23 protein-coding genes and 1 pseudogene are annotated in these 25,440 nt (G+C 65.6%); 9 read left to right on the forward strand and 15 right to left on the reverse strand.

The annotated features are described in order from the left end of the window. Positions 1-1,211: pseudogene (locus Q0O95_RS04685) on the reverse strand (DNA-directed RNA polymerase subunit beta); the annotation flags it as partial. 617 nt (positions 1,212-1,828) lie between these two features. Between Q0O95_RS04685 and Q0O95_RS04690 the strand changes: the two are divergent. Beyond that, on the forward strand, positions 1,829-2,677 hold the full coding sequence (locus Q0O95_RS04690; RefSeq protein ID WP_293695859.1) for a spermidine synthase: 849 nt from the start codon (positions 1,829-1,831) through the stop codon (positions 2,675-2,677). 70 nt (positions 2,678-2,747) lie between these two features. On the opposite strand, the gene ddaH is transcribed toward Q0O95_RS04690, so the two are convergent. Beyond that, positions 2,748-3,551 carry a dimethylargininase gene (gene ddaH / locus Q0O95_RS04695; protein WP_293695862.1) on the reverse strand — a complete coding sequence of 268 codons (804 nt, stop codon included), beginning with the start codon at positions 3,549-3,551 and terminating at the stop codon, positions 2,748-2,750. 227 nt (positions 3,552-3,778) lie between these two features. On the opposite strand from ddaH, the gene Q0O95_RS04700 reads away from it, so the two are divergent. From Q0O95_RS04700 to Q0O95_RS04715, 4 genes are all read left to right on the forward strand, one after another. Next, positions 3,779-4,339, forward strand: a complete 561-nt coding sequence (locus Q0O95_RS04700; RefSeq protein WP_293695864.1) for a hypothetical protein — start codon at positions 3,779-3,781, stop codon at positions 4,337-4,339. Positions 4,340-4,427: 88 nt separating this feature from the next. After that, on the forward strand, positions 4,428-5,105 hold the full coding sequence (locus Q0O95_RS04705; protein WP_293695867.1) for a HEAT repeat domain-containing protein: 678 nt from the start codon (positions 4,428-4,430) through the stop codon (positions 5,103-5,105). Positions 5,106-5,109: 4 nt separating this feature from the next. Beyond that, positions 5,110-6,135 carry a MerR family transcriptional regulator gene (locus Q0O95_RS04710; RefSeq protein WP_293695868.1) on the forward strand — a complete coding sequence of 342 codons (1,026 nt, stop codon included), beginning with the start codon at positions 5,110-5,112 and terminating at the stop codon, positions 6,133-6,135. Between the two features lie 142 nt (positions 6,136-6,277). Beyond that, positions 6,278-6,736: a SprT-like domain-containing protein gene (locus tag Q0O95_RS04715; protein ID WP_293695869.1), complete on the forward strand. Its 459-nt coding sequence runs from the start codon at positions 6,278-6,280 to the stop codon at positions 6,734-6,736. A 190-nt stretch (positions 6,737-6,926) separates the two neighbouring features. Here the strand turns inward: Q0O95_RS04715 and mgrA are convergent, their stop codons facing one another. From mgrA to Q0O95_RS04730, 3 genes are all read right to left on the reverse strand, one after another. Beyond that, positions 6,927-7,973, reverse strand: a complete 1,047-nt coding sequence (gene mgrA / locus Q0O95_RS04720; RefSeq protein ID WP_293695871.1) for an L-glyceraldehyde 3-phosphate reductase — start codon at positions 7,971-7,973, stop codon at positions 6,927-6,929. A gap of 171 nt (positions 7,974-8,144) precedes the next feature. Next, a complete protein-coding gene (locus Q0O95_RS04725) occupies positions 8,145-9,536 on the reverse strand; it encodes an MFS transporter (protein ID WP_293695932.1) in 1,392 nt (463 codons plus the stop codon). Positions 9,537-9,775: 239 nt separating this feature from the next. After that, a complete protein-coding gene (locus tag Q0O95_RS04730; RefSeq protein ID WP_293695874.1) occupies positions 9,776-10,315 on the reverse strand; it encodes an NUDIX hydrolase family protein in 540 nt (179 codons plus the stop codon). A gap of 274 nt (positions 10,316-10,589) precedes the next feature. Between Q0O95_RS04730 and Q0O95_RS04735 the strand changes: the two genes are divergently transcribed. Then, positions 10,590-11,231 carry an alpha/beta fold hydrolase gene (locus Q0O95_RS04735; protein ID WP_293695877.1) on the forward strand — a complete coding sequence of 214 codons (642 nt, stop codon included), beginning with the start codon at positions 10,590-10,592 and terminating at the stop codon, positions 11,229-11,231. A 125-nt stretch (positions 11,232-11,356) separates the two neighbouring features. Here Q0O95_RS04735 and Q0O95_RS04740 read toward each other — a convergent pair whose 3' ends face one another. Continuing rightward, positions 11,357-12,037: a LysR family transcriptional regulator substrate-binding protein gene (locus Q0O95_RS04740; protein ID WP_293695879.1), complete on the reverse strand. Its 681-nt coding sequence runs from the start codon at positions 12,035-12,037 to the stop codon at positions 11,357-11,359. A gap of 71 nt (positions 12,038-12,108) precedes the next feature. Here Q0O95_RS04740 and Q0O95_RS04745 point away from each other — a divergent pair, with 71 nt between their 5' ends. Both Q0O95_RS04745 and Q0O95_RS04750 read left to right on the forward strand, forming a co-directional pair. Beyond that, the gene (locus tag Q0O95_RS04745) at positions 12,109-12,477 is read left to right on the forward strand and encodes a metalloregulator ArsR/SmtB family transcription factor (RefSeq protein WP_293695881.1); all 369 of its coding nucleotides are present in this window, start codon (positions 12,109-12,111) and stop codon (positions 12,475-12,477) included. A 53-nt stretch (positions 12,478-12,530) separates the two neighbouring features. After that, positions 12,531-14,174 carry a SulP family inorganic anion transporter gene (locus Q0O95_RS04750; protein ID WP_293695933.1) on the forward strand — a complete coding sequence of 548 codons (1,644 nt, stop codon included), beginning with the start codon at positions 12,531-12,533 and terminating at the stop codon, positions 14,172-14,174. Positions 14,175-14,317: 143 nt separating this feature from the next. Here the strand turns inward: Q0O95_RS04750 and Q0O95_RS04755 are convergent, their stop codons facing one another. The 9 genes from Q0O95_RS04755 to Q0O95_RS04795 form a co-directional block, all read right to left on the reverse strand. Further along, positions 14,318-15,187: a sugar phosphate isomerase/epimerase gene (locus Q0O95_RS04755; RefSeq protein ID WP_293695934.1), complete on the reverse strand. Its 870-nt coding sequence runs from the start codon at positions 15,185-15,187 to the stop codon at positions 14,318-14,320. A 5-nt stretch (positions 15,188-15,192) separates the two neighbouring features. Continuing rightward, on the reverse strand, positions 15,193-15,945 hold the full coding sequence (locus Q0O95_RS04760) for a class II aldolase/adducin family protein (protein WP_293695882.1): 753 nt from the start codon (positions 15,943-15,945) through the stop codon (positions 15,193-15,195). Continuing rightward, the gene (locus Q0O95_RS04765) at positions 15,942-16,637 is read right to left on the reverse strand and encodes an L-ribulose-5-phosphate 4-epimerase (protein ID WP_293695885.1); all 696 of its coding nucleotides are present in this window, start codon (positions 16,635-16,637) and stop codon (positions 15,942-15,944) included. Before Q0O95_RS04765 ends, Q0O95_RS04760 begins: the two co-directional genes overlap by 4 nt. Then, positions 16,634-18,277 (reverse strand): ribulokinase, encoded by a 1,644-nt coding sequence (gene araB, locus Q0O95_RS04770; protein ID WP_293695888.1) that lies wholly within the window; start codon positions 18,275-18,277, stop codon positions 16,634-16,636. Before araB ends, Q0O95_RS04765 begins: the two co-directional genes overlap by 4 nt. Then, positions 18,274-19,479 carry an ABC transporter permease gene (locus tag Q0O95_RS04775; RefSeq protein WP_293695891.1) on the reverse strand — a complete coding sequence of 402 codons (1,206 nt, stop codon included), beginning with the start codon at positions 19,477-19,479 and terminating at the stop codon, positions 18,274-18,276. Before Q0O95_RS04775 ends, araB begins: the two co-directional genes overlap by 4 nt. Beyond that, entirely contained in the window at positions 19,476-20,486 is a 1,011-nt protein-coding gene (locus tag Q0O95_RS04780; protein ID WP_293695894.1) for an ABC transporter permease, read from the reverse strand. Before Q0O95_RS04780 ends, Q0O95_RS04775 begins: the two co-directional genes overlap by 4 nt. After that, positions 20,483-21,991 (reverse strand): sugar ABC transporter ATP-binding protein, encoded by a 1,509-nt coding sequence (locus tag Q0O95_RS04785; RefSeq protein WP_293695897.1) that lies wholly within the window; start codon positions 21,989-21,991, stop codon positions 20,483-20,485. The genes Q0O95_RS04780 and Q0O95_RS04785 overlap by 4 nt, the downstream gene beginning before the upstream one ends. Positions 21,992-22,075: 84 nt before the next feature. Continuing rightward, positions 22,076-23,113, reverse strand: a complete 1,038-nt coding sequence (locus tag Q0O95_RS04790; RefSeq protein ID WP_293695899.1) for an autoinducer 2 ABC transporter substrate-binding protein — start codon at positions 23,111-23,113, stop codon at positions 22,076-22,078. A gap of 40 nt (positions 23,114-23,153) precedes the next feature. Then, on the reverse strand, positions 23,154-23,981 hold the full coding sequence (locus Q0O95_RS04795) for a DeoR/GlpR family DNA-binding transcription regulator (protein WP_293695901.1): 828 nt from the start codon (positions 23,979-23,981) through the stop codon (positions 23,154-23,156). A gap of 290 nt (positions 23,982-24,271) precedes the next feature. Here Q0O95_RS04795 and rhaI point away from each other — a divergent pair, with 290 nt between their 5' ends. Beyond that, positions 24,272-25,432 (forward strand): L-rhamnose isomerase, encoded by a 1,161-nt coding sequence (gene rhaI / locus Q0O95_RS04800; protein ID WP_293695903.1) that lies wholly within the window; start codon positions 24,272-24,274, stop codon positions 25,430-25,432. Positions 25,433-25,440 lie beyond the last annotated feature (8 nt).

Below are 25,440 nucleotides of genomic sequence, written 5' to 3' on the forward strand. Positions count from 1 at the left end.
GGGCGCACGTTGATCAGGGTCTGCGGCGTGATCGCCTCGATGTCCTGCGTCGACATACGCTCGCGCACGACGCGCTCCATGCGGGCGAGACCCGTGCGGACCTGGTTCTGGATGAGCTCGCCGACGGCGCGGATGCGACGGTTGCCGAAGTGGTCGATGTCGTCCGTGTCGAGGCGGATGTCCACCTGCTTGCCACCGCGGCTGCCCTCGAAGGTCGTGTCGTCCGCGTGCAGCGCAACGAGGTACTTGATCGTCGCGACGATGTCGTCAACCGAGAGCACCGAGTCGCTCAGCTGGGCTTCGAGACCGAGCTTGCGGTTGATTTTGTAGCGGCCGACCTTGGCGAGGTCGTAGCGCTTCGCGTTGAAGTAGAAGTTGTCGAGGAGCGCACGTGCGGCTTCGGCAGCTACCTGCTCACCCGGACGGATGCGCTTGTAGATGTCGCGGAGTGCTTCTTCCTTCGTCTCGACAGTGTCCTTGTCGAGCTGTGTGAGCACCGACTCGTACCCGGCGAACTCGGTTTCGATGTCGCTGCGGCTGAGGCCGAGCGCCTTGAGGAATACCGTGACCGGCTGCTTGCGCTTACGGTCGATACGAACGCCGACGGCATCGCGCTTGTCGATCTCGAACTCGAGCCATGCACCGCGGCTGGGGATAACGCGAGCGGAGAAGAGGTCCTTGTCGGAGTTCTTCTCGGGGGTGCGCTCGAAGTAGACACCCGGTGAACGGACGAGCTGCGAAACGACGACGCGCTCGGTTCCGTTGATGATGAACGTACCCTTTGCCGTCATGAGCGGGAAGTCGCCCATGAAGACCGTCTGAGACTTGATCTCTCCGGTCTCGTGGTTCATGAACTCGGCGGCGACGTACAGCGGTGCGGCGTACGTCTTCGACCGCTCCTTGCACTCGTCGATCGAGTACTTGGGCTCTTCGAGTTCGGGCTCGGAGAACGAAAGCTGCATCTTCTCGCCCAGGTCTTCGATGGGAGAGATCTCTTCGAAGATCTCCTCCAGACCGGAGCGGGTAGGCAGATCGTTGCGTCCCGCAGCTTGCCCCTCTTCGAGGCGCTTCCTCCAGCCATCTGCACCGATGAGCCATTCGAAGCTCTCGGTCTGCAGTGCCAGAAGGTCGGGAACGGTCAGGGTCTCGCGAATTTTTGCAAAGCTCAGCCGGCTTGCGTTCCGGCCAGACTTAGGAGTGGCAGCAGCCAATGGTTTTCCCTCCGTGCCGCGCAGGCATAGCTACGCGGAGTCGACGTCACAGGCGGTTGCTCTCGATCGCCCAAAAATGGCGCAGATGCCGACCGCAATATGAAGGCAAGAAAAAACACGAGAGCGCAAACTACAACTTTAGCCCCACGGGGAGCCAAATGTCCAGTGTCGTCTCGTATTTTGAGCGTGTCGTGCCTTGTGTCGCCAGATTGCAGTGTAGTCGCAAGCGCGACACTGGAGCTCGTTGCTCCATCTCCGCCTCCCGCTCCCGTCACCTCCCTCCGCCTCCCGCTCCCGTCAACTTCTCGGTCGCCTGGCGATGGGAAGGCGTTTCTGCGGCGTGTCGTCGCCCAGCAACCGAGAAGTTCGGTGAGCACTGCGACTGCCAGCAAGCGGGGAGGCTATCGCGGCACCGCGGGCCGCGGGGTCGATCATCGCGTGAGCGCTCTCCTCGGTCACGGAGATACTTTCGATGTCGGTTGGAGACGGTCGCGAGCCGGCTGCGGGATGCCGGGCCCCGCTGCTACTCGCCGCCTCTGCCGTTCGTGCGACTCCACCGTCTCGCCTCCCGCTGATGGCACAGTGCGACACCCAGCCAGCAGTGGCAGACTGACGGGGTGATCGATGCGAGCGAACTGACCGCGACGCTCTCGAGCGGCCTCATCGCCGAGATGCGCCACTCGAGTTATGGCGGGTGGCAACTGGTTGTCGACGGAACACCGCAGTCGCACGTCGACCCGGAGCGTCCCGAGTATCTCGCGTACGAATATTCACGACGCATCGGCGCTGTCGTCGACGGCCGAGCGCCAGGGCCGCTGACCGTCTTGCACCTCGGCGCGGGTGCCATGAGCCTAGCCCGGTACATCGACCACACCCGCCCGGGCTCCAGGCAGCAGGTGCTCGAGCTCGAACCGGCGCTCGTCGATCTCGTCCGCAGGGTGACGCCGTTGCCGAAGGGAGCGAGCATCCGGGTGCGCTACGGCGACGCCCGTGAAACGCTGGGCAAACTGCCGAAGGGGCTGCTCGGCAGCGTGGATCTCGTCATCGTCGACATCTTCGCCGGCAGCCGCACACCCGCGCACGTCACGAGCATGGAGTTCTACCGCCTGATTCGCACACTGCTCGCACCGCAGGGAGCGGTCGTCACGAACATCGCCGACGGCAAGGGGCTCGCGTTCGCGAAGAGCCAGCTGGCGACGATGGACGCCGTGTTCGGTCACGCGGCCGCGATCGCCGACACAGGGCTGCTCAAAGGCAAGCGCTTCGGCAACGTCGTCGCGGTCGCCGGCACGGCGTTCGAAGTCGTCGATGGGCTGCCGCCGGAAGTGGGGCACGAGGTGTTTCCATCGAAGGTCGTGCGAGGCGCCGAGCTGCAGCGGCTGATCTCGGGGGCTCCCGTCGTCACGGACGCCTCGGCCATCCCGTCTCCGCCACCCGAGAAGCGCGCATTTCAGCCGCGCAGTTGAGCGCTGAAAAGTGCAAGCAGGAGTGGGTCGGAAGGGATTATCCACTCCGCCTCACGCTGTAGCGCTGTTTTCAGCGCTTGGGTCGGCCAGCCGAACTCGTGTCGACACCGCGCAGGCGGACCGAGAGACAGGTGATGCAGCCCTCGAGCTTCTCGAACTCGGAGACATCCACGACGGTGACGTCATAGCCCTTGCCGCGCATGATCTCGATCGAATCGGGCGCCGACGCCTGCATGATGAGCTTGTTGCCGCCGAGGCTCACGACGATCGCGCCGGTCTCCTCCGGCACCGGCATGAACGCGTCGCCGTACACTGTCGGGTCGTCGACAACCGGAGGGTAACCGAGCACCGTCCCGTCCGGCAGCGCGGTCACGGCGCTCTTCAGGTGCAGCACCTTCTCGATCGGTACCTCGATGGTCTCGGCACCGAACTCCTCGAGCAGTTCGCGCAGCTGCCTGACGCCCTCGCGGTTAGTACGACCGCCTCGACCAACCCACACGCGACCGTGCGACTTCAACACGTCGCCGCCGTCGAGCGTGCCGGGAGCCTGGATGTGCGCGACGCGGTATCCGAGAGCGCGCACGGCCCGCTCCGTGGCTGCTGTCTCGGGCTTGCGCTCATCCGCACCGGGTCGAGTGATGACCGCTAGATCGCCGTAGACGACCACGGTGTCCTCCACGAAGACCGAGTCGGGGCACTCGGCGATCGGCTCGACCTCCGTCGTACGCCAGCCGTTGTCGTGCAGCACGGCTACGTAGTCGTCCCACTGCCGCTGAGCGAGATCCATGTCGACCGCTTCACGTGCCCTGTGCGTCAGGAGCCCGTCCGCGAGACGAGGGCTGGTGCGACGGATGAGCGCGTGCTTGTTGTCCATCACACGAGTCTAGATGCGCCGGCTGCTCACCCTTCTCACCGAGCACATCTTCGTCGACTCCCGGACATTTCTTGGTCAATGCGGCCACTCGAAACAACTATTTCGATGAGTTTTCGCATTGACCGAGATTCGGCACTGCCTCTAGGGATAACGCGCGTCGAGCGCGGGGTCGAGAAGAGTTCGGCGCGCTTGACCACGACCGGCCGCGCGTGAGGCACCATGGGTACATGGAAGAGCTCGTCGTTGGATTCGACCGCACAACGCTGCGGCCAACGGTCGACCTCGCGCGCGCGAAATCGCGGTTGCGCGAACTCGGCGACTCGCGGTCCTTGGAGTCGCTGCTCGAGCGAGCGCGCATCCTGGCCGCCACGGGCGAGTTCGAGCGATCCGCTTCGCTCGCCGCCGCTGCGGTCGTACAGGCGCGCACCTCGGGTCTGCGCGAGAATGCCCTCCGGGCTCGGCTCGTGAGAGCATCCGTTGCCGAGGCCCGCGGGCTCTTCGACCGTGCGGTGCGGGAGGCGTCGAAGATCGTCGAGGAAGCGAGAAGCGCCGATCTGGTCGAGCTCTGGGCGCGGGCGCTGCAGCTGCGTGGCATTGCCCACTTCGAGTCCGGCAGCACGCAGGATGCCGTCGCCGATTTCACACGCGCGCTCGCACTGCGCCGCGACGTCGAGGCGCCGGCCCACCTGATCGATGAGAGCGAAGTCTCGCTGATCGTCGCGAGCGACCGTCTCGCGCGCGAAACGAACGAGGCGCCGAAACGAGCCGTGCATCCGCTCTTCGGCTAGCTGATCCGCCACCGATGCAACCGGCCGCACCGAACGCTTGACGTTGACACGGTGTCAAGGTTTCTACTGGAGTGCGGAGGTGGTCGCCATGACCCAAGAACAGAACATCGAAAGCCCCGCAACCGCTCTGCGCACGTCGCTGCACGCACCGGCGTCGCCTTCGCGTCTGCAGGCCGCCATGGCGGCCGGCACGAACCCGCATCCCGAGTTCATCGAAGTACTGATCGCACGGTGCGCCGAGGAGCCGGATTTCTTCGTACGGGACATGCTGACGTGGGCGCTCATCCGTCAAGACGCCGCGATGACCACGGAGCGTCTGCTACCCGAACTCGACTCGGAGACGCCGCAGGCGCGCAGTCAAGCACTGCACACGCTGTCCAAACTCGGCAACCCTGACACATGGCCCGCCATCACGACCGCACTCCTGCAGGACGACGATGACGAGGTAGCACGGGCCGCTTGGCGCGCGGCCGCCGCGATCGTACCGCGAGAGCGGGTGCCTGCACTGGCCGCGATACTGTCGACGCAGTTCAACCGAGGGGGTCGTGACGTACAGTTGAGCCTCAGTCGCGCGTTCGCAGCACTGGGAGACGCGGCGTCTCCCGCGCTCGAACACGCGAAGCACTCGCAGGACGAGGGCGTTCGAACCCACGCGACCGCAACGGAGCAGATCATGCAGAACCCGGAAGAAGGCTTCGACGCCGCGATCGAGGATGCCCGGCGCACCGTCGCGCTCCTGGGAGCACCGAGCATCGTCGAGGAGTGAACCGGTGCTGATCGGCGAGGTATCCGAGCGGTCGGGCGTGAGCGCACGAATGCTGCGCCACTACGACAAGATCGGGCTCGTGCGGCCATCCGAGCGGACGCTGGGCGGGTACCGCAAGTACTCGGAAGCCGATATTCGCAGGCTGTTCCATGTCGAGGGGCTCCGTTCGCTCGGGCTCGAACTGCAGGAGATCGCGGAGGTGCTCGACGATCGCTCGTTCCAGCCCAGCGAGATGGTGGAAACCCTTATCGAGCGCACCCGCGAGCGCCTGGCCAGGGATGAGCGGCTGCTGCGCAGGCTGACGCGCGTGCACGCCGCGAGCCCCGACGAGTGGTCCGACGTGCTCCGCACTATCGGGCTGCTGCGCGGCCTCGGGGCAGAAGACGCCTCCGCCCGGCAGCGATTGGCGCTCGCGCACGGCGGTGACGCGCAGCAGGATGTTCTGCCCCTCGTCGATGCTGCGCTGCAGGAGCGCGACCCGAACCCGGCCGGTGCGCTGGACTGGGCGTTGGCGCGGATGGGCGACGACGCGGTCCCGCCGCTCGCCGAAGCACTGCAGGCACGGGATGCCGAGCAGCGCCGCAGGGCCGTGCTCGCGTTGCAGAAGATCGGGAGCCGTCGAGCGCTCGCCGCGCTGGCTCGCGGATTCGGGCATCCCGATCCGTTCGTCAGCGGAAGAGCGGCTCTCGTCCGCGCCAGGAACGGTCAGGTTCAAGTAATCCCGGCTCTGCTCGACCTCATCGTCGAAGGACGCGACGATGTCGAAGCCGCTGACGTCCTGGGTGCACTCGCCGAGCGCAGACATTGCGAAGAGCGAGTCGTCGACGCGATCGCCGACAGGCTCACGAGCAGTGAACAATCTGCGAGGGCGCGACTGACGGCTGCGCTGGCGGAGGTGCGGGGCCCCGAGGCTGCGGCTTTGCTCGAGCACCTCACGGATGACGGCGATCGTCGTGTCGCGCTTACCGCTGCATCCCTGCTCCGATCCCGCGCTTCGCAGAACCATGAGAACGACGCTCAGCAGCAATAAACGCAGTGCAGCAATAGCGCGCCACACAGCCCGCCGTTTTCCACAACCTGGGTGATGCGGGGCAACCGCCGAACGGCTGAGCAGTAGAGTCGGTGCGGTGGCGTCGCGAGCACTTCCGGCGTTACGACGTCGAAGAGGGAGCATGGCCGATTTAACGAAGGTACGGGTGTGGGCGGATGCGTTGATCCGGCTGCACCTGAACGACACGTGGTCGTTCGCCTTCGACAACGCGAAGACCAGAGCGGGGCTGACCAACTACTCGAAGCGCACGATAACCGTCTCCCGGTACCTCGCGAGCAAGTGGGAAGACGACGAGATCCACCAGACGCTCCTCCACGAAGTGGCGCACGCGATGGCCGGGCCGAAGGCTGGCCACGGCCCGGATTGGCGCCGTGTCGCGCGCGACATCGGCTACATCGGCGGTCGCACGCATCGCGGTGAGATCGCAAGCGAGACGGCGAAGTGGGTCGGGATGTGCCCGCGCGGGCACGAGCACTTCCGTTTCCGGAAGCCAACGCGGATCGCCAGCTGTGTGCACTGCGCGCCGGGGAGTCGCGGGTTCAATCCTCGCTTCGTGATTCGCTGGCGCGCAAGACGGTAGGCAGCCCGGCCGGTCATTACTCCAGCGTGCCGACGGTCGACTCACCTGACGCCCATCAGCCGGTACCTCGAGCGAGCTCCGTATCGGATGCAGCGCTGTTGTCACGCCGACGATCGGGGCGGGGCACTGCACTTGGCTAGGTGCACCGGTTCGTCTGCGGCGTGAGATCACCGGTGTGCAGTGCGAGAGGTCACTGCTCCTGCGTGCTCTTGCGAGCTGCTCCCCAATTGCCGTCAACACCCTGCACGTCCTCGGCGTGCCGGTCGATCCGCGTCAACTCTTCCTCGCTGAACTCGAGGTTCTCGAGCGCGGCGACGTTGTGCTCGAGCTGCTCGACACGGGACGCACCCAGCGTGAGCGACGTCATCCTGGCATCCCGCAGCGCCCAAGCAAGTGCCATCTGGGCAAGCGACTGCCCGCGGTTGTCGGCGATGTCGTTCAGCGCCCGCAGCGCCGTCACGGACTGCTCCACGGTTACCGGGTTCACGGTCGAACCGCTGCGTGCCGCGCGCGAATCATCGGGAACACCGTTCAGATACTTCCCGGTCAGCAACCCCTGCGCGAGCGGGGTGAAGCCGATCATGCCGATGCCGAGTTCACCGCAGGCATCTACGAGCCCGTCGGCTTCGATCCAACGGTTCAGCATCGAGTACGACGGCTGGTGGATGGTGAGGGGCGTGCCGAGATCGGCGAGAATCTCGTGCGCCCTGCGGGTATCGGCGGTCGAATACGACGAGATGCCGACGTAGAGCGCCTTGCCGCTTCTCACGATGTCGTGGAGGGCCTGCATCGACTCCTCGATGGGCGTCTCGGGGTCGGGTCGGTGGTGGTAGTAGATGTCGACGTAGTCGAGGCCGAGCCGCTGCAAGGATGCGTCGAGGCTGGAGATCAGATACTTGCGGCTGCCGCCGAACTGGTAGGGGCCCGGGTCCATCCGCCACCCGGCCTTCGTTGCGATGACGAGGTCGTCGCGGATCCCGGCGAGATCGGTCGCGAGCATCCGGCCGAAGTGCCGCTCCGCTGAGCCGGAGGGTGGGCCGTAGTTATTCGCGAGGTCGAAGTGCGTGATGCCGAGGTCGACCGCTCGGCGCACGAGTTCCCGCTGGCGTTCGAACGGCGCGTTCTCGCCGAAGTTCTGCCAGAGCCCCAACGTGATCGGGGAGAGTTTGAGCCCGCTGTTGCCGCTGCGGCGAAAATCCATCCGCTCGAATCGTTCAGGGGAAGGCTGCCAGGTCATGCGGTTCCTCTCGTGCAGTTGACGTACTTCGACGATATCCGGTTGCTGTGACCGGCTTCCACAACAGAAATGGGAGAGAGAATGCCTTTTGGGAGCCTCCCGGAGGGCATTCTCTCTCCCATTCCTTCCCTCCCGGCAGCTCAGGTCGGCCCGACTATTGAGGTGTGCCCGTTATTCCTGATTCGGGTGCTCGAGTGACTCACCCTCGGCAGCCCCGGCATCCTGCCGTGCGTACACCGCCGAGACCTTGCGGTACACGGGTGTGAACAGCGCAGCGGTTGCCGCGATCACCATGATGCAACCGGCTGCAAGGAACACCAGGGCGATTCCGCGGGCATCCCCCGCCCCCAGCAACGGTTCGAGGATGCGCGCTCCACGCTCCCCACGCGCGAACGGGATGATCCACGCCTCCGCGATGGGGGCGATCAGGAACGCGGTGATGGGTGCGGCAGCAGCTTCGAAAGCCCCAGCGAATCCGAACACGCGACCCTGTCGTTCGAGCGGCACGACTCGCTGGATGATCGTCTGCTCGGCAGCCTCGATGGCCGGTACGAGCAGCATGTAGAACCAGATGCCGACGACGAGCAGCCATCCCCACTCGCGAATCGAGAACAGTGCACCGGTGAGCCCCATGACGATGACGACGAGCAGAAGCGTTCGCAGGGGGTTCTTCCCGAGCCCGAACTTGCCGACGAGCGCTCCTCCCACGAGGAATCCGGTTGCCGCGACAGCGAACCACACACCCCACCACTGCACCGTGAACAGTTCGATGCCGTACGGATCCAGTAGTGCCATGTAGACGCCGCCGACGAAGTTGTTGAACGTCGAGAAGATGATGAGCGCGAAGAGGCCCGGAATCGCCATGACTGCGAGCCATGAGCCGCGGAGGTCGAAGCCGCCGTGGGCATCCGTCGCGGCGGGGCGCACCTCCTCCGGCATGCGCAGGAACAGCAGGTGGAAGAACACGATCGCGGTGAGCACAATGGCGATGATGACGGTCGGCCCCATGCCGAGCAGCCCGATCGACAGCCCCGAGAACACGCTCGTGACGATGAAGGCGAGACCCTGCACCATGCCGACGTAGCCGTTCGCGTTCGCGCGTGTGTCTGGGTCGATCAGGATCGTGACGACCGTCGAGAGCGCAACGTTGCGCATGTTCTCCACGACCGCGCCGATGAGCGCGGTGATCGAGAAGAGCCAGAACCACGGCTGCCGAATCTCGAGCATCGCCTCGATCGACGTCAGGAAGAACACGATCCCCGCCAGCGTGAACATCACGAGGGTGAATCCGCCCGCGAACCGCATCACGCTCAGCTTGCGGAATCTATCGACGAATGTGCCGAAGCTGATGCTGGTGAGCGCGATCAGCAACATGAAAGCGCCACCGATCACGCCGGTTGCGATGACGTTACGCGTCTCGTCGTAGATCCAGAACGTGATCGCGAACCACAGGTAACTCGTCGTGACGTTTGCGAAAGCCGTGTTCACGAGGATGCTCGCGAACGTTCGGTGGCGAGCTTTCGCCGGTCGCGCCGAGCTGTCGACGGCAGACGGATCGACCAGGTCGGCCGAATCCGCGGTGGGGAGCGGCCCCGTGGGGACCGGCCCGCTCGGCAGCTGCCCGGCAGGGTCGAAGTCTGGCCCCTGCACCGGTTCGTCACGCACGTGCAGATCGTACTGCTGTGGGGTCGGCAAGCGAAAGAGCGAACGTGCACGGCGCCGCGCTCCGCTCGATCAGACGATGTCGCCGTATGGGCGCAGAGTGGGGCGATCGGCTGCCGCCACCAACGGATGCCGTGCGTCTAGCGAAGGGCGCCCAGGTGGGCGAGCGCAGCACGGATCAGTGAGCCGCGGCCGCCCTCCATCTCCTCTGCGATCAGCTCGCTCGCGGCGGCCTCCGGTGTCAGCCAGGTGAGCTCGAGGGCATCCTGTCGCGGTAGGCAGTCCCCGCCAACTGGCACGACGTAGCAGAGCGAGACGGCGTGCTGTCGATCGTCGGTGTACAGCCCTCCGTTCGGCAGCGGAAAATACTCCGCGACCTGGAACGGCACCGGTGACGCCGGCATCTGCGGGATGGCCATGGGGCCGAGGTCCTTCTCCAGGTGCCGCTCGAGCGCATCCCGCACGCTCTCTCCGTACATGACCCTTCCGCTCACGATCAGCCTCGTGATCTCACCGGCGTCGTTCGCTCGCAACAGCGTACCGACCGCGGTGACCTGCCCGACGGCGTCGATACGGATCGGCACGGCCTCGACGTACAGGATGGGCAGCTTGCGTCTGGCCTCGTAAAGGTCGTCTTCACTCAGCCAGCCGGGGTTGGGGTCTGGTGTACGCACTGCCATGCGACCATTCTGCCGCAGGGGTCGTGTTCCGCAATGCTCCCGTTCCCTCGCGTCGTGCCTCCCGGCTGCTCGGGGTCCAGAGACTCGCAGCCCTTTTGGCGCTCCAACCTCTCGGCTCGCCGCCCGCCGTGCTGGGGTTAGAATCTCGGTCGCGGAGCGAGTGCCAACCCTGCATACGGGTTAGCTCTCCGAATAGACCGATTTTTTGATCCCGACCTCGAACCGGTAGCCTCACCGAAGTCTGCCACGATGGGATGCGAGTGAAGGGGGCCCGATGGTCGAGATCGAACCCGGTGCTGTGCTGTGGCGGGATGCGGAAACGGGCCGAGAGGGCTCGCCGCTGCTCGTGGTCATGCACGGATTCGGCAGCAACGAAGCCGATCTGTTCTCGTTGGCTCCCGCCATCCCGGGGCGGTTCACGGTCGCATCGCTGCGGGCGCCGTTCGTACTGCAGGACGGACTCGCGGGCATGCCGGGTGCGTACGCTTGGTTCGACATCGGCCAGGCCGAGGATCGCTCCAAGATCGACGCTTCGGTCGCTGCGGTCATCGCATGGCTGGACGACCTCGAAGGGTTCTCCTCGATCGGGTTGATGGGCTTCTCGCAGGGCGGCGTCATGTCACTGCAGTTGGCGAGAACGCAGCCGGAACGCTTCGCATACCTCGTGCAGTTGAGCGGGTTCACGCACCCCGCCCCGCACGATGGCGACAGCGCGCTCGAGACGTTGGAGCCGCGCGTCCCGGCATTCCAGGCGTGGGGAACTCATGATCCGATCATCCCGCAGCGAGCGACAGAGTTGACCCGTGAGTGGATGGCCGCGCACCTCGACACGGAAGCCCACGGTTACGACATGGAGCACGCGGTGGTTCCGGAGGAGATCTCCGACATCGTCGCGTTCCTCGAGCGCGTCGTGTAGCAGGCTGACCGTAGATCGCGCTGAAAACCGACCTGCACAGCGACACCAACTGGATATTCCACTCGACCCATCGCTACGGTGCACTTTTCAGCGATAACTTCTCGGACGGCTGCCGACAACCGCTGTCATCGGCGGCGCTTGGGTCGCGAGGGCTTCCGCCGCGGACCACGCTGTCGGGAGGGGCCCGCTGTACGCTTCACCGCCGGCTTCTGCTGCTTCGGGCGGTCCTTGAGTCTGTCGACGACCGGCTCGGCATCAACACCGTCGCTGCCCCGTGATGACGTGGCGCGTCTGCCTCTCGTGATGCCCACGAAGTCCTGGATGTCATCGTCATCACGGTCGCGCAACCATACGAGCGCGACTTCGTAGCCGCGTGCGTCGACGACGGGGCGGGCGATGGCATCTTTGCGGCCGTACAGCCGGGCGACCGACATCGGCAGAATGGCTATGCCCGCTCCCGTTGCGGCAACCGCGACGGCGTCTTCTGCTGAGAGCGCGTCGATATCGAGCAGGTGCTCGCCGTCGAGGTCGGCGAGGCTGATCTCGTCGAACGCCTCGATGGGATGGTCGCGCACCGCGACCGCGACCGCACGCTCCTCGAACAGGCGCACCCGATGGAGCCGAGCATCCGTCGTTTCGCCGCGTACGATCGCGAGATCGACATCGCCCGCGATCACTGCGTCGAACTGCTCTGACTCGGGCACCCGCTGCTGGTCGAGAGGCGCTTCGGGGTGGCGTTCTTCCCAGACCGTGAACCAGCGCGATGGGTTCACGCCCTCGACGTAGCGGATGCGCAGTGCTGCCATGCGAAAAGCGTAGCGAGTCGGTGCGGGTTCGTCGGTACCGCCAAGTGCTCCTCCGATATGATGAATTCATCATGCTGCCAAGTCATAAACGCTGGCCGCTCTACGAGGTCAAGGCGAACCTGTTCAAGGGACTGTCGCATCCCGCGCGCATACGGGTGCTCGAACTGCTCGCGGAGTCGGGGGAGCTCACCGTTTCGCGGCTCATCGAAGAGACCGGGCTCGAAGCCTCGCATCTCTCTCAGCACCTTGCCGTGCTCCGCAGGCACAAGCTCGTCGCCTCCGAGCGCAGGGGCAGCCACGTGTTCTACCACCTCGCGCATCCCGATGTCGCCGAGATGCTTGCGGTCGCCAGACGGCTGCTGATCGAGACGCTCGCCTCCAGCGGTGTGATGCTCGAGGGCGCCAGGGATCTTCCCGAGATCTCCAGGGCCTCCCAGTGACGCAGAACGCTGCAGGCCCGGGCAAAGCAGTTCACGGGGGCGGTTTGGCCAAGATGCGCCGACGTATCGCGAAGCTGCTGCCGTCGGTCGGCGACTACCGAAACTTCAGGCGCAGTTGGAAGGGCGACCTCGTCGCGGGCGTGACCGTCGGCGTCGTCGCGCTGCCGCTCGCGCTCGGGTTCGGCGTCAGCTCCGGCCTCACCCCCGCCGAGGGACTCGTCACCGCGATCGTCGCCGGATTCGTCGCGGCGGTGTTCGGCGGCTCGAACGTACAGGTGTCCGGGCCGACCGGCGCAATGGCCGTCATCCTGCTGCCGATCGTCGCCTCGCACGGTTCCGGCACCGTGGCGACGGTCGCGATCCTCGCCGGGCTCATGGTGCTGCTCGGCGGCGCGATCGGGCTGGGCAGAGCGGTCAGTGTCATCCCGTGGCCCGTCATCGAGGGGTTCACGCTCGGCATAGCGGTCATCATCGGGCTGCAGCAGATTCCCCTGCTCGCTCAGTCGGGCGGCGTCGGTGATGCCCCTCACTCGTCGAACGCGATCGTAGCCGCGGTCGAGTCCGTCATGCGGGCCGACCCGGTCTATCTGCTCTGGGCCGCCGGCGCAGCGGCGATCGTCATAGCGTCCATGCTGCTCGTCGAACGCATCAACCCGATGATTCCCGGCTCGCTCATCGGTATCGCCATCGCGACAGTGCTCGCGGTACTCATTCCGAATCCGTTGGCCATCATCGGCGCGATCCCCAACTCGTTGCCTGCGCCGAGCATCCCGGAGATCTCCCCCGACGGCCTCGCTCCACTCATCGGGCCCGCTGCTGCGGTGGCAGCCCTTGCCGCGGTCGAATCGCTGCTGTCGGCACGAGTCGCGGCAACGCTCGCCGACACCGGCCGCTACCAGCCCGATCGAGAACTCGTCGGGCAGGGCCTCGCTTCCATCGGATCGGGGCTCTTCGGCGGGATGCCCGCAACCGGAGCCATCGCTCGCACCGCCGTGAACGTCCGCTCGGGCGGCCGGTCACGTGTATCGGCGATCGTGCACGCTGTGGTGCTGTTGCTCGTCGTCCTACTGATCTCGAAGCCGATCGAGCTCGTCCCGCTCGCCGCGCTGGGCGGTGTGCTGCTGCTGACCGCCTGGCGCATGGTCAGCCGCGCGACGGTCATGTCGGTCATGCGGTCAACGAAAGCGGATGCACTCGCGTTCGTGCTCACCGCCATCGTGACGGTCTCGTTCGATCTGATCATCGCGGTCGGCATCGGCGTCCTCGTGGCGGGGTTCTTCACGGTACGGAATCTCGCCAAGCAGGCCCGCGCCGAACTCGAAACCGTTCCGGGTCCATACGTCGAGGGCGACGAGGCCATAGCGGTCATCCGCATGGACGGACCCATCATCTTCGCTTCGGCCGATCGCATTCACGACATGGTGGTCGATGACACGAGCGAGCCCGTCGTGGTGATACTCCGCATGTCGAAGCTCGAACTGCTGGATGCGACGGGCGCGCACATCCTCTCGGAGATCGTCCGCGCTCTGGAGCGCCGCGGCATCACGGTGCTGATCAAGGGCATCCAGCCCAGGCACGAGGGGCTGATGCGAAGCGTCGGCGTCCTGCGCGCGCTGCGGCACCACAAGCATCTTTTCACCGACCTGGATGCGGCGATCGAGCACGCACGCAGTCACGTGCGGCGGGCGCGAGAGTGACCTCCGTGTCGATTACAGCGCACGAAAACGGATCGAACACGAAAAACTGACGAATGGGTCAGTCTTTCGCGGGGATCGGCCGATTCGTCAGTTTTTCGTAACACCGGGGCACAGCACCCGCTGGCTCCACGCACCGAGGCGAGTCAGTGCATGCGGATGGTCTCGGCCGACCGGAGACCGTCGCGCACGAAACGGTTCGCGTGCGCGGCCAGGTCATCCGAGTCCTCCCACAGATTCCGCCAGATGCCGAGCGATCGCGTGAGCGACTCATCGACCACGGTGCTGGAGAACGACTCGAACACGACCGGCCCGTCAAAACCGGACGAGACCAGCGCGCGGAACAGCGACCCGAAATCGACAGAACCCGACCCGAGATAGCCCCTGTGGCTCTCGCCGATGTGCACGTAGCGCAGCTCGTCGCCCAGATCGGCAACCGGCTCGTACATCCCCGACTCCTCGATGTTCATGTGGTACGTGTCGAGGTGCAGGTGCACGTTGTCATGGCCGACGAGTTCCAGGAACCGCAGACCCTCACGGGCGGTGTTCATGATGTTGGTCTCGTAGCGGTTCACGATCTCGAGCGACAGGATCACGTTGCGCTCGGCCGCGTAGTCGCCCAGTCGACGCAGTGCCGCGGCAGAGTTCTCGCGGCTCGCATCGGAGGCGACCCTGTCGTATTTCTGCAGCGCAGAGTAGATCACACCGCACAGGTCCGTGCCGCCGACGTGCGCGACGATGTCGATCGCACGACGCAGAAGGTCCTCGCCCCGCTGCACGGTCGCGGGGTCCTCGCTCGAGAGGTCGGTGGCTGCGGTGAGCCCCAAGGATGCGGTCATCTCGATGCCGGTCTCCTTCAGCACTCGCGCGGCGACGTGCTCATCGAACGAGAACGGATCCATGAGCGGCATCTCGATGAAATCGAACCCAGCTCGCTGCGTCCCCTCGATCGCGGTGCGAATGCCCGCCTCGTCGAACGACCCCGAGAACACGAATCCATGACAACCGATACGCATAGCGGTCACCTTCCTTCCTTCAGCATGCGACGGCGATGGTGTTCGTCGTCTCTATGTTCAATCCGCTCCAGCACCGACTCCGGCAGAAACCTGGGCTCGCCGACCGCGAGCGCCGCGGTGAGGATCTTCGCGAACTTGTCGGCCATCTCGGTGATCCGCAGACACTCCGCAGGGTCTTCGCCGATCGCGAAGATGCCGTGGTTCTGCATGTACACGATCTTGGGAAGCTGCCCGTGCAAGCGCACGAACTCGGTGAGTTCGCGACGCACGGTGCGCGCCAGCTCAAGGCCCGGGTCGACGTACGGGATCAACAGCCCCCGCTGCCCGAGCACCACGATCTGGTCGGGGAAGAGCGATCCGCGCACCAGGTAGTCGGCTTTCGACGAGCACAGGATGCCGTTCGCGGATTCGGGATGCGTGTGGCAGGCGGCGCCCGCACCGGCATCGATCACGACGGCGTGCAGCATCGCCTCGACGCTGGGCCGCTTCGCGGCAGGGTCGACCCGCGAGTCGAGCAGCGCTCGACCAACGGCCCCGTCGTCCGCGGCGGCGTCGTCGAGCAGCGCCAGGATCGGTGCCAGCTCGCACTCCACGATGTCTGCGGGCGTGGCAGCCCCGAGGTTCGACCCGGAGGCCTTGACGAGCATCCGCCCCTCACCGGCGCTGGCGCTGACGTTCCCTTCACCGAGGATCGCGAGGCCGCGCCCCGGCTCCCCCGCGGCGTGTGCGAGATCGAGTAGTGCGTCGATGTCGTTCATGTGCTCTCCCGTCTCGCGTCGCTCGCCTGCCCGTACACGTTCTGATATCGCTCGTAGAGCGAATCGATGCGGTCCTGACTGATCGGCAGCAGTTCGCCTCCCGCTCTTGCGAGGTGCACGGTTCGTGCGACGTCCTCGACCATCACGGCGGCTTTCACCGCGTCCCTGGCGCTCACTCCGATCGTGAACGGCCCGTGGTTCTGCATCAGTACCGCCCGCGATCGATGGCCCCGCAGCGTCTCGACGATGCCGCGGCCGATGGAGTCGTCCCCGATAACGGCGAACGGCCCCACCGGCACGGGGCCGCCGAACTCGTCGGCCATCATCGTCAGGCAGCACGGAATCTCCTCGCCGCGCGCAGCCCAGCTCGTCGCATAGGGCGAGTGCGTGTGCACGACTCCCCCGACCTCCGGCATGTGCCGGTACACGTAGGCGTGCGCTGCCGTGTCGCTCGATGGCAGGAGGTCGTCCCGTGACAAACCGGGCACGGCACGGCCGTCGAGGTCGCACACGATCATCGACTCGGACGTGATGTCGCTATAGGCGACACCGCTGGGTTTGATGACGAACAGCTCTTCGCCCGGCACTCGTGCCGAGACATTGCCGGCCGTCCACATCACGAGCCCCCAGCGGACGAGTTCCGTGTGCAGGCCGGCGACATCCTCGCGCACGCGCTGCAACTCGGCGGTCACAGCAGTGCCCCGTCTCGTCGGGCTTTCAGCCTGTGCATCAGGAGGTCCTCTCCCCTGCCGAACCGATCGTGCAGCAGCAGGTAGTCGGCGAACATCTCGTCGTAGACGTCTGCGCGCGTCGCATTCGGTACATAGGCGTCGACCCGAGCGCTGCCCATCGCCTCGGCTGCGGCCACGATGTCCGGGTAGGCGCCCGCTGCGACCGCCGCGTGGATCGCCGATCCGAGCGCGGGTGCCTGCTCGCTCTCGGCGACCGTGATCGGCATCCGCAGCACGTCGGCGTACGTCTGCATGAGCTGCTGATTCCGCAGCAGCCCGCCAGCGGCGAAGAACCGCTCGACCCGAACACCGGCGTCGTTGAATGTCTCGACGATGACTCGGGCACCGAAAGCGGTCGCTTCGACGAGCGCTCGGTAGACATCCTCCGGTTTGGTCGCCAGTGTCGCACCGACGAGAAGGCCGGACAACCTCGTATCCACCAGCACCGAACGGTTCCCGCCGTGCCAGTCGAGCGCAACGAGTCCGTGCGCGCCGACGGGTCGCTGCCACGCGAGCTCCGTCAGGTACTCGTGGATGCTCATCCCGGCACGGTTCGCCGCCTCGTGCACGCGCGGCGGCACCTGCTGATCGACGTACCAGGCGAGAATGTCTCCGACACCCGACTGCCCGGCCTCGTAGCCCCAGCGCCCTTCGACGATGCCGCCGTCGACAACGCCGCACATGCCATCGACCTCTGCGAGCTCGACGCCGTTCATGACGTGGCACGTCGACGTGCCCATGATCGCGAGCATGCTCCCGGCGTCGACCGAGCCGACGCTCGCGGCTGTGACGTGCGCATCCACGTTGCCGACCGCGACAGCGATGCCCTCCGGCAGACCGAGGCGCTCGGCGAACGAGGGCAGCAGGCCGCCGACCCGGGCCGCCTGCGGCAGCCGTTCGCCGTCCAACAGTGGCAGGATGGCCGAGAAGCCGGGTGCGAGCGCCTCCAGGTACTCCTCGCTCGGCAGCGACCCGTCCTGCACGATGCCCTTGTAGCCGTTGACGGAAACACCACGCACGAGCCGGCCGGTCAGCTGCTGCACGAGCCAGTCGCCGCACTCGACCCAGTGATCTATGCGGTCGAACACTTCGCGGTCTTCCTCGAACACCTGCAGAGCCTTGGCGAACTGCCACTCGCTCGAGATGAGTCCGCCGTAGCGGGCAAGCCAGGGCTGGCCCGTTGTACGCGCGGTTTCGTTGATGCGATCGGCCTGCGGCTGCGCCGCGTGGTGTTTCCAGAGTTTCGGCCAGGCGTGCGGTCGATCGGCGAACTCGGGCAGCAGGCACAGCGGTGTTCCGTCGGCCAGTATCGGCAGCGGCGTCGACGCCGTCGTGTCGATTCCGAGACCGATGATCTCCTGCGGGTCGATGCCGGCGTCCGCGAGCGCGACGTGCACCGCGGCTCGCAGCGCATCCAGCCAGTCGTTCGGATGCTCGAGCGCCCACTCGGGGCCGAGCGGCACTCCGCCGGGCAACTCCTCCTGGATGACGCCGTGACTGTAGGCTCGCTCGCCCGTGCCGAGTTCGGCGCCGTCTTCGATTCGGGCAACGACGGCGCGAGCGCTCAGCGTTCCGAAGTCGACGCCGATGACGGCCGTCATCGGCTATCGCTTTCGCTATCGGCGCTATCGACCGGCTCGTCGATGCCCTGCGCAGCCGCGGTGGTATCAGCAGCCGGAGTGTCCACCATCGGTTTGTCACCCAGCGCGATCGCGGCCGTGAGCGTCGGCGGTTTGACTGCTCCTCGCTTTCGGCGGTTCTGCAGCCAGCCGTCCAAGAGCGAAGCACCGAGCAGTACGACGCCGAGTGCAAGCAGCTGCACCTGCGCGCCCTCGTTGCCGGGTACGAGCATCAGGATCGAGGCGTTCAGCCAGGTGATGAGCAGCGCTGCGAGCGCGACGCTGCCGAGCTTGCCGATACCGCCGGTGATGGCGACGCCACCGAGGACGGCGATCGTGATCGCCGGCAGCGCCATGCCCGAGCCCGCGGTGCCGGCATCCGGCCGCGCGGAGGCGAACTGCGCAACCGTGTAGACGCCGACGAGGCCGGAGAGCAGGCCCGAGACCATGAACGCCGTCAGCCTGGTGCGTCGTGTGTCGACGCCCGCCCACTGCGCTGCCGTGTCGTTCGTGCCGATCGCATACAGCTTGCGACCGTAGGCGGTGCGGTTGAGCACGAGCCAGGCGATGACCGCGACGGGCAGGAAGAACGTGAACAGTCCGAGCGGGAACAGCGGCAGCTGCCCGCCGATCAGCGGCAGCTCGACCGCTGCGACCGACTGGTAGAAGTCTTGAATTTCGGACCCCGAGACCGGCTTCTGGTCCGTGACCACGAGTGCGATGGAGCGATAGGCGTAGTACGTTGCCAGCGTCGTGATGAGCGCCGGATACCCGAGATACGCGGAGAGCAGTCCGTTGATCGCGCCGAGCCCGGTGCCGACGATGACGGCGAAGATCATCGCGGCGGGTACCGTCCAGCCCCAGTCGACGAGGCTGATGCCGAAGGCCATGCCGGAAAGCGAGACCATCGAGCCGACGGAGAGGTCGATGCCTCCTTTCCCGGAGGTGATGACGAACAGCTGCGCGATTGCGAGCAGCGCGAGCGGCACGAAACTGATGAGCGCGCTCGCGAAGTAGTCGGAGTTGACCCGGCCGATCGTCACGCCGGCGCCGTTGAGGATCGACATGACGACGACGAGAATCACGACGAGGATCAGCAGCTGGATACCGCGATCCTGCGCGAAGAGCCCTACTCTTTCACCGAGCGAGGGGCCGCGGCGCTGTGCAGTGGTCTGCGTTGTCATGATCGCCTCCTTGCTCGTTCGCGAACTAAGTCGGTGCCGACAGCGATGACGATGAAAAGCCCGACGAAGAAGAACGCGAGCTGCGACGGCCATCCGAGCTGGACGACACCGCTCGACACGGTCTGCACGAGCAGCGCGCCCAGGAGCGTGCCCACGACGGAGCCGCGGCCACCGATGATGGAGGTTCCGCCGATGACGACGGCGGCGATGACCTGCAGTTCGCGGCCCGTGCCGACCGATTGGTCGAGCGTCGAAGTTCCCGCCGCGAGCGTCATGCAGGCGGCGAGACCGGCCAGCAGACCCGTCAGCGCGTAGACCATGAGGATGCGCGGCTGCACTTTGATGCCCGCGAGCCTGGCCGCGTGGGCATTGCCGCCGATCGCGTACAGGCTGCGGCCGCCCTTCGTGTATCGCAGATACCACCATGCGATTGCGGTGATGACGACGGCGATCGCGAACGCGTGCGGGATGCCCAGCGTGGAGCCGGCATCCCCGCGCCCGAAGAAGTTGAACGTCGGCGGCATGTTGTTCACGGTCGAGGAGCCGAACACCTGCAATCCGATGAAGCGGAAGAGGTTCATCGTGCCGAAGGTGATGATGATGGCGTGCACTCGTCCGTAGGCGACGAGCACCCCGTTCAGAGCGCCGAGTGCGGCACCGACAAGGAGTGACAGCAGCAGAGCCGGCCAGAACGGCAGCCCGAATTCGACGAGAGAACGGGCCGTCACGACCGCCGCGACCATGACGATGGAACCGACCGAGACGTCGATGCCGGCCGTGATGATGACGAAGGTCATGCCGACGCCGATGATTGCGATGGGCGCGACCTGCACGAGCAGCGGACCGACGGAGCCCGCGGCGAGGAAGGCGGGAGTCGTCAGCCCGAGAATCACCCAGAGCACGACGATGACGCCGATCAGCACGATCTCCTGACCAGTGACGAAAGGCGGCAGGATCTTGCGGGTGTTGACCCGCTGCTGCTGGGTCTTGACGGCGGATTCACTCATGCCGCTTCCTCCTCGGCTCCTGCCGCGACCGCGAGCAGATCCGCCTGCGTTGCGTCCTGCCCGAACTCGCGCACCGGTGTTCCCTCGCGGAAGACGACGACGCGGTCGGAGATTCGCAGCACCTCGGCGAGATCGGTTGTGATGACGAGCACCGCGGTGCCCTGATCGGCGAGATCCGAAACGATCTGGTGGATCTCCTCCTTCGCGCCGACGTCGACGCCCTGCGTGGGCTCGGCGAGCACGAGCAGCTCTGGCCGATCGACGATCTGTCGGGCGAGAACCACTTTCTGCGCGTTCCCTCCCGACATCGCGCTGATGACCTGCTTCTCGCTCGGGGTCTTGACCGCGAGCCGGTCGATGAGCCTGCGGGCGATGTCGCGTTCGGCCTTCGGCCGTACGGTGCCGAATCGGCCCAGTTTCGACAGCGAGCCGATCGTCATGTTGAACGCGATGTTCTGAAACGCGAAGGAGCCCTGCTGCGAACGGTTGGCGGGAAGCATGCGGATGCTGCGACGCTTGGCATCGGCGGGCGAGTCGATGCGTGTCTTCTTGCCGTCGATCGCGATGCTGCCGGCGGATGCGCGCCGCATCCCGTAGATGACTTCGCCGACTTCTGCGACACCGGAGCCGACGAGTCCGTACAGCCCGACGATCTCGCCCTTGCGCACGGATAGGTCGACGTTGGAGAAGCTCTCGCCCGCCGACAGCCCTTGCAGTTCGAGCACGACCTCGCCGCGGTCGCCTGCCTCACGAGCGCCTTCGCTGAGCGCACCGCCGACCATCCGCTCCGCGATCTCGCGAACGGACAGCTTCTCGATGGGTTCGTGGCCCACCGTGTTGCCGTCACGCATGATGGAGACTTCGTCGGCGATGCGGAAGAGCTCATCGAGGCGGTGGGAGATGTAGATGATGGAGACGCCGTCCTGCGTCAGCTTGCGGACGACGTCGAAAAGCGTGTCGATCTCGCGATCGGTGAGAATTGCGCTGGGTTCGTCGAGGATGAGCACGGAGGCGTCCTCCAGCAGTGCTTTCGCGATGGAGACGAGCTGTTTCTGCGCAATGGAGAGGTCGCCGACGGGGCGGGATGCGTGCTTCGCATCGAGGCCGACGAGCGCGAGGAGGTCGAGCATCCGCGGGGCCTGCGCGTTCCAGTCGATCACCGGGCCGCGCGTGATTTCGCGGCCGATGAAGAAGTTCTCGGCGACGCTGAGCTCGTCGAAGAGCTGCGGCTCCTGATACACGGTTTGGATGCCGAGTCGGATGGCGTCGGACGTACTGCCGATGCGCACTTGTTTGCCGTCGAGCGTGATCGTGCCGGTGTCGGCAGATTCGGCGCCCGCGAGAATCTTGATGAGTGTGGACTTCCCGGCACCGTTCTCACCAACGAGCGCGTTCACGGAGCCGGGCTGCACGGTGAAGTCCGCGTTGCGGATGGCCCGCACACCGCCGTAGCTCTTCGAGATGCCGGTCATCGTCAGACGCGGGGTCGCGTCGCTAGTAGCCATGAGCGTCAGTGCTCCTTCATGAGGGGGATGTGCGGGTGGGGCGCCGAGACGATCCGGCGCCCCACCCTGGTCAACTACCGACGATTAATAGTCGTAGTCGCCCGCGTTCTCGTCGGTCACGATCAGCGGCGGCCCGAGCAGCAGTTCGCTGGTGTCCGCGTCATAGGAGGCCTCCTGCGCGGGGCCCGCCTGAACCTCAGCGGGGATCTCCTCGCCGAGCGCCAACTGCTGACCGGCCCATGCCGTCAGGTAGCCGAGCGCCTCGACGTCCCAGATGACCGATGCTGCGGAGGAACCGCTCTCGAGGTACGGCGCCATCGACTGCGGCGTACCGAGGCCGACCGTGTGCACTTCACCGATGCGACCGGCGTCTTCAACGGCCTGCGCGACACCCGGTGCGCTGGACGTGCATTCACCGATCAGGCCTGTGAGATCGGGGTGCGCGTTCATGAGGTCGGTTGCCATCGCGGTCGCCTGCGCCTGGTCTTCACCCGCATAGACGACATCGACGATCTCCGCATCGGGGTAGTCGGAGGCCGTGTACTCCTCCTGCACCGCGATCCAGGCGTTCAGGTTCGCCGCGGTCTCACCGCACGAGACGATCGCGTACTTGCCCTCGCCACCCATGGCGTCCATGAGCTCGTCGGTGAGTGCGTGGGCGACGCCTTCGACGCCGGCCTGGTTCACGAAGAGCTCGCGTACCGAATCCGGTGCGTCGGTGTCGGTCGTCGCCACGCTGATTCCAGCGTCCTGCGCTTCCTGCAGCAGCGGCGCCATCGAATCGGGGTCGTTCGGTGCGACGAAGAGCACATCGACACCCTGCTGGATGAACGAGCGCACGATGTCGGCCTGCGCGGCCGCGTCTGCCGTTGTCGGGCCCTGATAGAGCCAGTTGAAGCCGAGCTCATCCGCTGCGGCCTGACCACCGGTGTTCATGGCTTCGAAGTACGGGATGCCCTGCAGCTTCGGCACGAACGCGACGGTCACGTCGCTCGCGTCGCCGCCTCCGTTGGTGTCGCCGTCGCCGCCGCCCGTGTCATTACGGTCGGTGCAACCGGCGAGCACGAGGGCGCCGGTGGCCGCCAACGCGAGGGCGCCCATGACCTTGCGCTTGAATCTCATTGTCTCTCCTTGTGTTGTGTTACCGGGCAGAGTGCGCTCTTCACGCCCGACCCGTTCTCCTTGACGCAGTCGCGCCACGGTCCTGTGAATCCTGCTGTGCTGTCGGCCGCGCGAGAGGAGCGAGTCGCACCTCGACTCCCTCCGCCTGCCATTCGGCGACGTCTTTCGCCGGGAAGTCCTCGTCGGTTATGAGACCCGTGACCGAGCTCACGGGGCAGAACGAATGGAAGCCGAAGCCGCCGGCCTTATCGGATGCGAAGACACCGTAGATCTCATCGCACGATTCTGCGACGACCCGCTTCGACTCCGACTCGTCGAGCCCGAGTTCGAGCAGGCCACCGAGCGTCGAGAGCCCGGTAACGCCGAAAAACCCTTTCGCGATACGGCCGCGCCCCGCAAGGTGCTCCGGTCTGGTACCGACGAGTCCGCTGGATGCCCTGCGAAGGATGCCGCCGGGCATGATGACCTGTGCGCTCGACCGTTCGAAGAACAGCGTGGCCGTTGGAATCGACTGCGTGATCACGACGAGATCACGACGATCGAGAACTTCGCGAGCGATGAAGTGGGCGGTGCTCGAGGTGTCGAAAGCGACGGTGTCGCCGTCTTCTATCAGTTCGGCGGCGGCGACCGCAACGGCTTTCTTCGCGCGGGCGGACACCGCAATACGCTCGGGAAACTCACCCTCGACGTTGGGCGCGGGCCGGGTCGCTCCTCCGCGGATGCGCTTCAGCAGTCGTCGCTGCTCGAGCGCTTCGAGATCCTTGCGGACGGTGACGGCCGAAACCGCGAGTTGCTCGGCCAGGTCGATGACCTGCACCGCTCCGTGCTCCTCGAGTACTTCGAGAATGCGTGTCTCCCGCTCGTTCACGATCCGCGACTCCTTCGTGCGTGGTTTGGAGCAACCGTAACGCGACATTTCTTGTTTCGCAATCCTTTGAGATGCAATCGTAACCAAAAAATTTTCGTACGAAGCTTTATAGTGAATTTCAGAAAAGCGGTGAAATTGGCAGGAATCTCTTGCAAATACTGCGTACAGCAAGCAATCACCGCTTTCAATTCTGACTATCGAAACGAACAGAATCACTTGCGTTTGAAACTTTGATGGTGCAAGCTTGTGCTCGGAAAGACCGTGCAGTGCTGCACGCGAAGGAGGAAACGATGGCAATCACCCCCGATAGCGCGGATCTCGACCGCCTCGCGATCGAAGTGCCCAGCTGGGCCTACGGCAATTCGGGCACGCGGTTCCGGGTCTTTGGCACTCCCGGTACGCCACGCGATCCGTTCGAGAAGATCTCCGACGCCGCGCAGGTGCACAGGTTCACGGGTCTGGCCCCCACCGTTGCGCTGCACTATCCGTGGGATGCCGTCGACGACTGGGATGCGCTCCTGCGGCACGCGGAAGACGAGGGTGTGACGCTCGGCACGATCAACTCCAACACCTTCCAGGACGAAGACTTCAAGTTCGGCAGCCTGACGCACCCCGATGCGAAGGTTCGGCGGAAGGCGATCGACCACCATCTCGAATGCATCGACATCATGGGCGCAACCGGCAGCCGTGATCTGAAGATCTGGCTCGCCGACGGCACGAACTACCCCGGCCAGGACTCGATTCGCGCCAGGCAGGATCATCTTGCGGAGTCACTGCGGCTGATCTACGACCGGCTGGGTGAGCATCACCGCATGGTGCTCGAGTACAAGTTCTTCGAGCCGGCGTTCTACCACACGGATGTCCCGGACTGGGGTACGAGCTATGCGCACTGCCTCGCCCTCGGCGAGAAGGCCATGGTCGTGCTCGACACGGGCCACCACGCTCCCGGCACCAACATCGAGTTCATCGTGGCGCAGTTGCTGCGTCTCGGGAAACTCGGTGCTTTCGATTTCAACTCCCGGTTCTACGCGGACGACGATCTCATCGTCGGCGCCGCGGACCCGTACCAGCTCTTCAGGATCATCGTCGAGCTGGTCGCTGGCGGCGGCTACGGAAGCCCGGATATTCAGCTCGTCCTCGATCAGTGCCACAACATCGAGGCGAAGATTCCGGGGCAGATCAAGAGTGTGCTGAACGTGCAGGAGGCGGTGGCGAAGGCGCTCTCCCTCGACACTGTGGCGCTCGATGCTGCCCGTCGTGACTGCGACGTGTTGCTCGCGAACGAGATATTCGAAGACGCCTTCCGCACCGACGTGCGGCCGCTGCTGGCCGACTACCGGGCGGCGAAGGGCCTCCCCGAGAATCCGATGCGGGCATTCCTGGCGTCGGGTTATCAGGAGCGGATCGCAGAAGACCGCGTAGGCGGTACGCAGATGAGCTGGGGCGCGTAGCGCACGAA

The sequence above is a fragment of the uncultured Agrococcus sp. genome, assembly GCF_945915485.1.
Taxonomy (GTDB): domain Bacteria; phylum Actinomycetota; class Actinomycetes; order Actinomycetales; family Microbacteriaceae; genus Agrococcus.